This window comes from uncultured Intestinimonas sp., assembly GCF_944387725.1.
Classification (GTDB): Bacteria; Bacillota; Clostridia; order Oscillospirales; family Oscillospiraceae; genus Intestinimonas.
In genome coordinates, this window is record NZ_CALXGA010000076.1 from 1 (window position 1) to 9266 (window position 9266).

The 9266-nt window shown below is 63.7% G+C and carries 19 protein-coding genes; all 19 read left to right on the forward strand.

The window, feature by feature from the left end; translation table 11 throughout:
* Window positions 1-33 precede the first annotated feature (33 nt).
* Complete coding sequence (gene rpsC / locus Q0K09_RS09460; RefSeq protein WP_294475659.1) at window positions 34-903, forward strand: 30S ribosomal protein S3; 870 nt, start codon at window positions 34-36, stop codon at window positions 901-903.
* Window positions 903-1340 (forward strand): 50S ribosomal protein L16, encoded by a 438-nt coding sequence (gene rplP / locus Q0K09_RS09465; protein WP_294475661.1) that lies wholly within the window; start codon window positions 903-905, stop codon window positions 1338-1340. Before rpsC ends, rplP begins: the two co-directional genes overlap by 1 nt.
* On the forward strand, window positions 1340-1537 hold the full coding sequence (gene rpmC / locus Q0K09_RS09470; RefSeq protein WP_294475702.1) for a 50S ribosomal protein L29: 198 nt from the start codon (window positions 1340-1342) through the stop codon (window positions 1535-1537). The genes rplP and rpmC overlap by 1 nt, the downstream gene beginning before the upstream one ends.
* A 23-nt stretch (window positions 1538-1560) precedes the next feature.
* On the forward strand, window positions 1561-1821 hold the full coding sequence (gene rpsQ / locus Q0K09_RS09475; protein ID WP_294475665.1) for a 30S ribosomal protein S17: 261 nt from the start codon (window positions 1561-1563) through the stop codon (window positions 1819-1821).
* A 12-nt stretch (window positions 1822-1833) separates the two neighbouring features.
* Window positions 1834-2202: a 50S ribosomal protein L14 gene (gene rplN / locus Q0K09_RS09480; RefSeq protein WP_294475667.1), complete on the forward strand. Its 369-nt coding sequence runs from the start codon at window positions 1834-1836 to the stop codon at window positions 2200-2202.
* Between the two features lie 16 nt (window positions 2203-2218).
* On the forward strand, window positions 2219-2560 hold the full coding sequence (rplX, locus tag Q0K09_RS09485) for a 50S ribosomal protein L24 (protein ID WP_294475669.1): 342 nt from the start codon (window positions 2219-2221) through the stop codon (window positions 2558-2560).
* Between the two features lie 20 nt (window positions 2561-2580).
* Window positions 2581-3141 (forward strand): 50S ribosomal protein L5, encoded by a 561-nt coding sequence (gene rplE / locus Q0K09_RS09490; RefSeq protein ID WP_294475677.1) that lies wholly within the window; start codon window positions 2581-2583, stop codon window positions 3139-3141.
* Window positions 3142-3156: 15 nt separating this feature from the next.
* Complete coding sequence (locus Q0K09_RS09495) at window positions 3157-3342, forward strand: type Z 30S ribosomal protein S14 (RefSeq protein WP_294475678.1); 186 nt, start codon at window positions 3157-3159, stop codon at window positions 3340-3342.
* 190 nt (window positions 3343-3532) lie between these two features.
* A complete protein-coding gene (rpsH, locus tag Q0K09_RS09500) occupies window positions 3533-3931 on the forward strand; it encodes a 30S ribosomal protein S8 (protein ID WP_294475680.1) in 399 nt (132 codons plus the stop codon).
* A 15-nt stretch (window positions 3932-3946) separates the two neighbouring features.
* On the forward strand, window positions 3947-4495 hold the full coding sequence (gene rplF, locus Q0K09_RS09505) for a 50S ribosomal protein L6 (RefSeq protein ID WP_294475689.1): 549 nt from the start codon (window positions 3947-3949) through the stop codon (window positions 4493-4495).
* A 14-nt stretch (window positions 4496-4509) separates the two neighbouring features.
* Window positions 4510-4869, forward strand: coding sequence for a 50S ribosomal protein L18 (gene rplR, locus Q0K09_RS09510; RefSeq protein ID WP_294475691.1), 360 nt, complete (start codon window positions 4510-4512; stop codon window positions 4867-4869).
* An 18-nt stretch (window positions 4870-4887) separates the two neighbouring features.
* Entirely contained in the window at window positions 4888-5388 is a 501-nt protein-coding gene (gene rpsE / locus Q0K09_RS09515; protein ID WP_294475693.1) for a 30S ribosomal protein S5, read from the forward strand.
* Between the two features lie 12 nt (window positions 5389-5400).
* On the forward strand, window positions 5401-5583 hold the full coding sequence (gene rpmD, locus Q0K09_RS09520) for a 50S ribosomal protein L30 (RefSeq protein WP_294475695.1): 183 nt from the start codon (window positions 5401-5403) through the stop codon (window positions 5581-5583).
* Window positions 5584-5595: 12 nt separating this feature from the next.
* Window positions 5596-6036, forward strand: a complete 441-nt coding sequence (gene rplO / locus Q0K09_RS09525) for a 50S ribosomal protein L15 (RefSeq protein ID WP_294475696.1) — start codon at window positions 5596-5598, stop codon at window positions 6034-6036.
* A gap of 1 nt (window position 6037) precedes the next feature.
* Window positions 6038-7363 (forward strand): preprotein translocase subunit SecY, encoded by a 1326-nt coding sequence (gene secY / locus Q0K09_RS09530; protein WP_294475697.1) that lies wholly within the window; start codon window positions 6038-6040, stop codon window positions 7361-7363.
* Between the two features lie 12 nt (window positions 7364-7375).
* Window positions 7376-8017, forward strand: coding sequence for an adenylate kinase (locus Q0K09_RS09535; protein ID WP_294475698.1), 642 nt, complete (start codon window positions 7376-7378; stop codon window positions 8015-8017).
* Between the two features lie 2 nt (window positions 8018-8019).
* Entirely contained in the window at window positions 8020-8778 is a 759-nt protein-coding gene (gene map / locus Q0K09_RS09540; protein WP_294475699.1) for a type I methionyl aminopeptidase, read from the forward strand.
* On the forward strand, window positions 8778-9071 hold the full coding sequence (locus Q0K09_RS09545; RefSeq protein ID WP_294475700.1) for a hypothetical protein: 294 nt from the start codon (window positions 8778-8780) through the stop codon (window positions 9069-9071). Before map ends, Q0K09_RS09545 begins: the two co-directional genes overlap by 1 nt.
* A 2-nt stretch (window positions 9072-9073) precedes the next feature.
* Window positions 9074-9266 (forward strand): translation initiation factor IF-1 (gene infA, locus Q0K09_RS09550; RefSeq protein ID WP_294475701.1); only part of this gene is annotated, 193 nt, incomplete at its 3' end.

Genomic DNA, 9266 nt, shown 5'->3' on the forward strand with positions numbered 1-9266 from the left:
GTGGCGGAACGCTAAAGGGAGGAGGCAAGAGCTATGGGACAGAAAGTCAATCCCCACGGCCTGCGCGTGGGTGTCATTAAGGATTGGGACTCCCGCTGGTATGCCCGTAACGAGAAGGTGGGCGACCTGCTGGTGGAGGACAACAAGATCCGCAAATATCTGAAGAAGACCCTCTATTCCGCCGGTATTCCCCGCATCGAGATTGAGCGGGACAACGCCAAGGTGCGCATCTACCTGCACTGCGCCCGCCCCGGCGTGGTGATCGGCAAGGGCGGCACGGAGATCGAGCGCATCCGCCTCGAGGTGGAGAAGATGATCGGCAAGAGCGTGGCCCTCAACATCGTGGAGGTCCGCAACCCCGACATGGACGCCCAGCTGGTGGCTGAGAACATCGCCCAGCAGCTGGAGAAGCGCATCGCCTTCCGCCGGGCTATGAAGAACGCCATGGGCCGGGCCATGCGTATGGGCGCCCTGGGCATCAAGGTCCAGTGCTCCGGCCGCCTCAACGGCGCCGAGATCGCCCGCACCGAGCACTATCACGACGGCACCATCCCCCTGCAGACCCTCCGGGCCGACATCGACTACGGCTTCGCCGAGGCCGCCACCACCTACGGCCGCATCGGCGTCAAGTGCTGGATCTACAAGGGCGAGGTCCTCTCCCAGGCCCTGCGGACCACCCCCCGCACCCTGGACACCAAGAACTTTAAGGAGCGCTCCGACCGGCCCCGCCGCCGGGATGACCGCCGGGGCGGCGGCCGTCAGGGCGGCTTCAACCGGGACCGCCAGGGCGGCGGCTTCAACAACCGCGGCCCCCGTCCCGCCGGCCAGGGCGGCTTCAACCGCCAGGGCGGCGGCGCCCGTCCCGCCGCTCCCACCGCTCCTAAGGAAGGAGGCGCCAAGTAATGCTGCTGCCGAAGAGAGTCAAATACCGCCGCGTCCACCGCGGCCGCATGAAGGGCAAGGCCACCCGCGGAAACACCGTCACCTACGGCGATTGGGGCCTGCAGGCCACCGAGCCCGCCTGGATCACCTCCAACCAGATCGAGGCCGCCCGTGTGGCCATGACCCGCTACACCAAGCGCGGCGGTAAGGTCTGGATCAAGATTTTCCCCGACAAGCCCGTCACCGAGAAGCCCGCCGAGACCCGCATGGGTTCCGGTAAGGGATCCCCCGAGTACTGGGTGGCCGTGGTGAAGCCCGGCCGTGTGATGTTCGAGATCGCCGGCGTCTCCGAGGAGGTCGCCCGCGAGGCCCTGCGTCTCGCCTCCCACAAGCTGCCCGTCAAGTGCAAGGTTGTGAAGAAAGAGACCGCCGAGACCGAGAATGGTGGTGAAGCATGATGAAGGCAACCGAGGTACGCAAGATGTCCGCCGCCGAGCTGGAGGCCAAGCTGCTGGATCTGAAGAAGGACCTGTTCCAGCTCCGGCTTCAGCACGCCACCAACCAGCTCGACAACCCCATCCGCATCGCGGAGGTCAAGAAGGATATTGCCCGAGTCAAGACCATTCTCCGTGAGCAGCAGTTGGCCAGCCGATAACGTCAGAAGGAGGAAATCAGAAAATGGAAAACAGAACTTCTTCCCGCAAGACCAGAGTCGGCCTGGTCGTCTCGGACAAGATGGATAAGACCGTGGTGGTGGCCATCGCCGACCGTGTGGCCCACCCCCTCTACAAGAAGATCGTCAAGCGGACGTACAAGCTCAAGGCCCACGACGAGAACAACGCGTGCGGCGTGGGCGACCGCGTGAAGGTCATGGAGACCCGCCCCTTGTCCAAGGACAAGCGCTGGCGCGTGGTCGAGATCATTGAGAAAGCGAAGTAAGGAGGTGCCGTTATGATTCAGCAGGAATCCTATCTGAAGGTGGCCGATAATACCGGCGCCAAGGAAATCAAGACCATCCGGGTGCTGGGCGGCTCCAAGCGCAAGTACGGCAACATCGGCGACGTCATCGTGGCCTCCGTGCGGAAGGCCCAGCCCGGCGGCACGGTGAAAAAGGGCGAGGTGGTCAAGGCCGTCATCGTCCGCTCCGCCCGGGGCGTCCGCCGGGCCGACGGCAGCTATGTCCGCTTCGACGACAACGCCGCCGTCCTCATCAAGGATGACAAGAATCCCCGCGGGACCCGCATCTTTGGGCCCGTGGCCCGTGAGCTGCGCGACAAGGATTACATGAAAATCCTGTCCCTGGCTCCCGAAGTGCTGTAAGGGGGTAGGAGCAATCATGAAGAAGATGAGCATCAAGAAGGACGACCTGGTGGTCGTGCTCTCCGGAAAGGACAAGGGCAAGCAGGGCAAGGTCCTGACCGCCATCCCCGAGGAGAACAAAGTAGTGGTGGAGAAGGTCAACGTGGTCTCCCGCCACACCAAGCCCCGCCGGCAGGGCGAGGAGGGCGGCATTCTGAAGAAGGAGGCCCCCATCTACGCCAGCAAGGTGCAGAAGGTCTGCCCCAAGTGCAACAAGCCCACCCGCATCGCCCACAAGCGGGTGAAGAAGGTCGTCTCCGGCAAGGAGAAGTATATGAGCATCCGCGTATGCAAAAAGTGCGGCGCGGAGGACATCTGAGAGAGGAGGAGTGATGTAAGATGGCAGAGGAAAAGAAAGTGCCCAACCTGAAGGCCAAGTACCAGAAGGAAGTCGCTCCTGCGCTCATGCAGAAGTTCGGCTACAAGAGCCCCATGCAGATTCCCAGGCTGGAGAAGATCGTGGTCAACTGCGCTTGCGGCGAGGCCCGGGACAACGCCAAGGTCCTGGAAGCCGTGGTGGGCGATCTGACCAAGATCACCGGCCAGAAGGCCATTGTCACCAAGGCCAAGAAGTCCGTGGCCAACTTCAAGCTCCGTGAGGGAATGCCCATCGGCGCCAAGGTCACCCTGCGGGGCGACCGGATGTGGGAGTTCCTGGACCGCCTGTTCAACGTGGCCCTGCCCCGCGTCCGCGACTTCCGGGGCATCAACCCCAACGCCTTCGACGGCCGGGGCAACTACGCCCTGGGCCTGAAGGAGCAGTTGATCTTCCCCGAGATCGAGTACGACAAGATCGACAAGATCCGCGGCATGGACGTGGTGCTGTGCACCACCGCCCAGACTGACGAAGAGGCCAAGGAGCTGCTGACCCAGATCGGCGCCCCCTTCGCCGCGGGTTAAGGGAGGAGAGAAAACATGGCTAAGAAATCGATGATCCTCAAGCAGCAGCGCAAGCCCAAGTTCTCCAGCCGCCGCTACAACCGCTGCAAGCTCTGCGGCCGCCCCCACGCCTACCTGCGGGACTACGGCATCTGCCGCATCTGCTTCCGGGATCTGGCCTACAAGGGCCAGATTCCCGGCGTCAAGAAGGCGTCCTGGTAAGCTCCTCCGGGAGCTCTCCATCGGGAGATCGGGAGCCGGGAGCAGGAAACAGGGTCCGCCCTCTTTCCTGGCTCCTGATTCCGGTTTCCATACAACCCCAGCGGGCGGTCAACAGGTCGGAGCCCGCCTAGCTCCGATACCTTCCGCCTCCACAGGCCCCGGCCTGTATCTTCTTAAAGGAGGTAACACCATGCACATCACGGACCCCATTGCGGATATGCTCACCCGCATCCGCAACGCGAACAACGCCAAGCACGACACCGTGGACGTGCCTGCGTCCAACATGAAGAAGGCCATCGCGCAGATTCTGCTGGATGAGGGCTATATCAAGAACTTCCAGCTCATCGACGACGGCACTCAGGGCGTCATCCGCATCACCCTGAAGTACAACGCCAACAAGGAGAAGGTCATCTCCGGCCTTCGCCGTGTTTCCAAGCCCGGCCTGCGGGTCTACGCCGGAGCTGACGAGCTCCCCCGGGTCCTGCGGGGCCTGGGCATCGCCATCGTTTCCACGTCCAAGGGCGTCATGACCGACAAGGCTGCCCGCACGCAGCATGTCGGCGGTGAAGTCCTGGCCTTCGTGTGGTAAGGGAGGGAGAGAAGAATGTCTAGAATCGGAAGAATGCCTATCCCTGTCCCCGCCGGCGTGGAGATCAGCATCGGCGAGAGCAACCTGGTCACCGTGAAGGGCCCCAAGGGCGCCCTCACCCAGCAGCTCTCCCCCTCCATGACCATCCGCCAGGAGGGCGCTGAGCTCCTTGTGACCCGTCCCAACGACGCCAAGGAGAACCGCGCCCTGCACGGCCTGACCCGCAGCCTGCTCCACAACATGGTGGTGGGCGTCACCGACGGCTTCAAGAAGGAGCTGGACGTCAACGGCGTGGGCTACCGCGTGGCCAAGGAGGGCAACAAGCTGGTGATGAACCTGGGCTATTCCCACCAGGTCATCATGGAGGAGCCCGAGGGCATCGCCATCGACGTGCCCAACCCCAACAAGATTGTCATCTCCGGCTCCGACAAGCAGAAGGTGGGCCAGTTCGCCGCCGAGGTCAGAGAGAAAAGACCGCCCGAGCCCTACAAGGGAAAGGGGATCAAATACACCGACGAGGTCATCCGCCGCAAGGAAGGCAAGACCGGCGTCAAGAAGAAATAAGGAGGTGTGCCTAAATGATCAAGAGACCCGATACCAATGCCCAGCGGCTTAAGCGTCACAAGAGGGTGCGCGGGAAAATCTCCGGCACGCCCGAGAGACCCCGCCTGAACGTGTTCCGCAGCGAGACCAACATCTACGCCCAGGTCATCGACGACGTGAGCGGCAAGACCCTGGTCTCCGCTTCCTCCCTGGAGAAGGACTTCTCCTGCGACGGCACCAAGACCGATGCCGCCAGAAAGGTAGGCCAGACGGTGGCCGAGCGCGCCAAGGCCGCCGGCATCACCACCGTGGTCTTTGACCGCGGCGGCTACGTCTACCACGGCCGGGTCCAGGCCCTGGCCGAGGGCGCCCGCGAGGGCGGCCTGGAATTTTAAGGGGAGGAGAAAGCGAACATGCCTAGATTTGAAAGAGAACCCAGCGAGTTCACCGAGAAGCTCGTTTCTCTCAACCGCGTCAGCAAGACCGTCAAGGGCGGCCGCATCTTCAAGTTCGCCGCCCTGATGGTGGTGGGCGACGAGAAGGGCCGGGTGGGCTTCGGCCTGGGCAAGGCCGCCGAGGTGCCCGAGGCTATCCGCAAGGGCATCGAGGATGCCAAGAAGAACATGATCACCGTGACCCTGTCCGGCACCACCATTCCCCACGAGGTCATCGGCGCCTTCGGCGCCGGCCGGGTGCTTCTGAAGCCCGCCGCCCCCGGTACCGGCATCATCGCCGGCGGCCCGGTCCGCGCCGTCATGGAGGCCGCCGGCATCCGCGACATCCGGGCCAAGTGCCTGCGCTCCAACAACCAGCAGAACGTGGTCTCCGCCACCTTCGAGGGCCTCAAGTCCCTGCGCGGTCCCGAGGAGGTCGCCCGCGTCCGGGGTAAGAGCGTCGAAGAGATCGTAGGTTAAGGAGGGCTAAAAATGGCTAAGCTGAATATCAAGCTGGTCAAGAGCCTGAACGGCCGCCTTGCCAAGCACAAGGCCACCGCCGAGGCTCTGGGCCTGCGTAAGATCGGCGATACCACCGTGCAGCCCGACAACGAGGCTACCCGCGGCAAGATCGCCCAGATCGGTTACCTGCTCCAGGTCACCGAGGAACAGTGAGGAGGTCGCGACATGAACCTGCATGAACTCTCCCCCGCGCCTGGCTCTGTGAAGAGCGCTTTTCGGAAGGGCCGGGGCCACGGCTCCGGCAACGGCAAGACCGCCGGCCGGGGACACAAGGGCCAGTGGGCCCGCTCCGGCGGCGGCGTCCGCGCCGGCTTCGAGGGCGGCCAGATGCCTTTGGTCCGCCGCATCCCCAAGCGTGGCTTCAACAACATTTTCGCCAAACCCATGGAGATTGTCAACCTCTCCAGCCTGAACAAATTTGAGGACGGCTCCACCGTCAGCGTCAGCGACCTTCTGGAGAAGGGCATCCTCTCCAAGTGCGAGCACGGCGTGAAGATCCTGGGCAACGGCAGCCTCGAGAAGAAGCTGACCATCCGGGCCAACGCCTTCTCTGCCTCTGCCAAGGAGAAGATCGTCGCGGCAGGTGGAAAGTACGAGGTGGTCTGACGTGATCCAGACCATCAAAAACGCCTGGAAGGTCCCTGAGCTGCGCAGGAAGATTCTCTTTACCATCTTCGCGCTGCTGATCTTCCGGCTGGGCTCCGCAGTGCCCGTGCCCTTTGTGGACACGGACCTGCTGAGAAGCTACCTGAGCAGCATGAGCGGTACCATCCTGGGCATGATGAACGCCATGAGCGGCGGCGCCTTCGCCACCGCCACGGTCTTTGCCTTGGGTGTGCAGCCGTATATTAACAGCTCCATCATCATCCAGCTGCTCACCGTGGCCATCCCCTATCTGGAACGCCTCCAGAAGGAGGGCGGCGAGGAGGGCCGGAAGAAGCTGGCGGCCATCACCCGGTACACCACCGTGGCCATCGCCCTGCTCCAGGGCTTTGGCTACTACACCCTGATGAACGCCAACGGCATCATCAACGCCGGGAGCATGAACGGCATCTGGGCCGCCCTGGTCATCATCGTCTCCTTCACCGCCGGCTCCGCCTTTGTCATGTGGCTGGGCGAGCAGATCACCGAGTTTGGCATCGGCAACGGCATCTCCATCATCCTCTTCGCCGGCATCATCTCCCGGGTGCCCAACATGGTGGGAACCCTCTGGATGGGGGTGAGCAACTCCATCAACGGCATTACCGGCGAGAATGTCATCACCCTGCCCTGGTGGGGCGCCATCCTCATCCTCATCGGGATTCTGGCTATTGTGGTCCTCATCGTCTTCATCTCCAACGCCGAGCGGCGCCTGCCCGTGCAGTACGCCAAGCGGGTGGTGGGCCGGAAGATGTACGGCGGCCAGTCCAGCCACATTCCCCTGAAGGTGAACATGTCCGGCGTCATGCCCATCATCTTCGCCCAGTCCATCGCCTCTCTGCCCGCCACCGTGGGCGTCTTCGTGGGCTGGACCACCGAGAGTGAGGGCTTCGCCGGCGGCCTGATGCAGGTCTTTGACCCCACAGGCATTCTCTACTCCGTCATCTATTTCTTCCTCATCCTGGGCTTCAGCTATTTCTATTCCACCATGCAGTTCAACCCCATTGAGGTGGCTAACAACCTGAAGAAGAACGGCGGGTTCATCCCCGGCTACCGGCCGGGCCGTCCCACGGCGGACTTCATTCAGAAGGTGCTCAGCAAGATCACCCTCTTCGGCGCCATCTACCTGTCGGTCATCGCCATCGCCCCCATTATCACACAGAACCTGATCGGCGTGCAGAGCCTGGCCATCGGCGGCACGTCCATCATCATCGTCGTCAGCGTTGCGCTGGAGACCATGAAGGCCCTGGAGGCCCAGATGCTCATGCGGCATTACAAAGGCTTCCTGGAGTAAGGAGGTAAGGGTATGAAGCTGATTTTGTTGGGGCCTCCGGGGGCCGGTAAGGGCACCCAGGCCGAGATTCTCTCCCGAGACCTGCACATTCCCACCATTTCCACAGGCAACATCCTCCGGGCGGCCGTGAAGGCGGGCACGCCCATCGGCTTGAAGGCCAAGTCCTATATGGACGCCGGAAAGCTGGTCCCCGACGAGGTCATCATCGGTATCATTCAGGAGCGCCTGGCGGAGTCCGACTGCGCCGGCGGCTTCATCCTGGACGGGGTGCCCCGCACCATCGCCCAGGCCGAGGCCCTGGAGGAGCACGGCATCGTGTTCGACCATGTGATCTCCCTGGAGATCTCCGACGAGGCCATTGTGGAGCGCATGGACGGGCGGCGGGTCTGCGGCCACTGCGGCACACCCTTCCACCTCTCCACCAACCCGCCCAGGCAGGCCGGCGTCTGCGACCTGTGCGGCGGCGCACTCATCGAGCGCAACGACGACAAGCCCGAGACCGTCCGGGCCCGGCTGGAGGTCTACCACCAGGAGACCGAGCCCCTCAAGGAGTTCTATTCCAAGCGTGGCACCCTCAGCGCGGTACCCGGAGACCTGGGCACCATCGAGGAGACCACAAGGGCCATTAAGCAGGTCCTGGAGGCGGCCCCTTGAACATGATCTCCATCAAATCTCCCCGCGAAATCGAGCTGATGCGCCGGGCCGGGGCGGTGACGTCCCAGGCCCGGGCGCTGGCAGGCTCCATGGTGAAGCCAGGCGTCACCACCCTGGAGATTGACCACGCGGTACGGGACTTCATCCGGGCCCAGGGCGGCGAGCCCTCCTTCCTCAACTACAGCGGCTACCCCGGCTCGGCCTGCATCTCGGTGAACGAGGTGGTCATCCACGGCATCCCGGACCACCGGAAGCTGGTGGAGGGGGACATCGTCAGCGTGGATGTGGGGGCCTGCCTGGACGGGTTCCACGGCGACTGCTGCGGTACCTTCGCCTGCGGCGCGATCTCGCCGGAGGCCCGCCGGCTCATCGACGTGACCCGGCAGAGCTTCTTTGTGGGCATCCAGTGGGCCACCCCCGGCCACCGGGTGTCCGACATCTCCCACGCGGTGCAGCAGTATGTGGAGGCCAACGGCTATTCCGTGGTCCGGGACTTCGTGGGCCACGGCGTGGGGCAGAAGCTCCACGAGCCCCCGGAGGTCCCCAACTTCGGCCCGGCCGGCCACGGTCCCCGGCTCCTGCCCGGCATGGTGCTGGCGGTGGAGCCCATGGTCAACGCCGGCGGCTGGCAGGTCCGGGTTCTCCCGGACGGCTGGACCACCGTGACGGTGGACAGCTCCCTGGCAGCCCACTACGAGAACACCATCCTCATCACCGACGGGGAGCCCGAGCTCCTCACCCCCCTGGGCGGAGACCTGTGATGCACGACTACACAGGCTGGATCGCCAGGTCCGCTGCGGGGCGCGACAAGGGCACGCTGTTGTGCGTGGTGGGCGTGGACCAGGGGGCCCGCTGCCTCCTGGTGGCCGACGGCAAGCGCAGAAAAGCGGCGCACCCGAAGCGAAAAAAGCTGGGGCACCTGGATTTGGTGAGCCCCGGCACGTTTGGACATCAGGCCATTCGGAAGCTCCGGGAGGGGCTCCCGGTGTCCGACAGGGAACTCAGGAGGGCGCTGGCCGCCTTCCGCGACGAGTCAGACCAAGGAGGGAACTAGGCTTGGCAAAGAGCGATATGATCGAGCTGGAGGGGGTCGTCACCGAGGCCCTGCCCAACACGACCTTCCATGTGGACATCGGGAATGGGCACATCATCCTGGCCCACATCTCCGGCAAGCTCCGTATGAACTTTATCCGCATTCTGCCGGGAGATAAGGTGACGGTGCAGATGTCGCCCTACGACCTGACCCGGG

Excerpts from the sequence above, each read along its gene's own strand:
- rpsC (WP_294475659.1), top strand. The coding sequence starts at position 34 with ATGGGACAGAAAGTCAATCCCCACGGCCTGCGCGTGGGTGTCATTAAG.
- rplP (WP_294475661.1), top strand. The coding sequence starts at position 903 with ATGCTGCTGCCGAAGAGAGTCAAATACCGCCGCGTCCACCGCGGCCGC.
- rpmC (WP_294475702.1), top strand. The coding sequence starts at position 1,340 with ATGAAGGCAACCGAGGTACGCAAGATGTCCGCCGCCGAGCTGGAGGCC.
- rpsQ (WP_294475665.1), top strand. The coding sequence starts at position 1,561 with ATGGAAAACAGAACTTCTTCCCGCAAGACCAGAGTCGGCCTGGTCGTC.
- rplN (WP_294475667.1), top strand. The coding sequence starts at position 1,834 with ATGATTCAGCAGGAATCCTATCTGAAGGTGGCCGATAATACCGGCGCC.
- rplX (WP_294475669.1), top strand. The coding sequence starts at position 2,219 with ATGAAGAAGATGAGCATCAAGAAGGACGACCTGGTGGTCGTGCTCTCC.
- rplE (WP_294475677.1), top strand. The coding sequence starts at position 2,581 with ATGGCAGAGGAAAAGAAAGTGCCCAACCTGAAGGCCAAGTACCAGAAG.
- Q0K09_RS09495 (WP_294475678.1), top strand. The coding sequence starts at position 3,157 with ATGGCTAAGAAATCGATGATCCTCAAGCAGCAGCGCAAGCCCAAGTTC.
- rpsH (WP_294475680.1), top strand. The coding sequence starts at position 3,533 with ATGCACATCACGGACCCCATTGCGGATATGCTCACCCGCATCCGCAAC.
- rplF (WP_294475689.1), top strand. The coding sequence starts at position 3,947 with ATGTCTAGAATCGGAAGAATGCCTATCCCTGTCCCCGCCGGCGTGGAG.
- rplR (WP_294475691.1), top strand. The coding sequence starts at position 4,510 with ATGATCAAGAGACCCGATACCAATGCCCAGCGGCTTAAGCGTCACAAG.
- rpsE (WP_294475693.1), top strand. The coding sequence starts at position 4,888 with ATGCCTAGATTTGAAAGAGAACCCAGCGAGTTCACCGAGAAGCTCGTT.
- rpmD (WP_294475695.1), top strand. The coding sequence starts at position 5,401 with ATGGCTAAGCTGAATATCAAGCTGGTCAAGAGCCTGAACGGCCGCCTT.
- rplO (WP_294475696.1), top strand. The coding sequence starts at position 5,596 with ATGAACCTGCATGAACTCTCCCCCGCGCCTGGCTCTGTGAAGAGCGCT.
- Q0K09_RS09535 (WP_294475698.1), top strand. The coding sequence starts at position 7,376 with ATGAAGCTGATTTTGTTGGGGCCTCCGGGGGCCGGTAAGGGCACCCAG.
- map (WP_294475699.1), top strand. The coding sequence starts at position 8,020 with ATGATCTCCATCAAATCTCCCCGCGAAATCGAGCTGATGCGCCGGGCC.
- Q0K09_RS09545 (WP_294475700.1), top strand. The coding sequence starts at position 8,778 with ATGCACGACTACACAGGCTGGATCGCCAGGTCCGCTGCGGGGCGCGAC.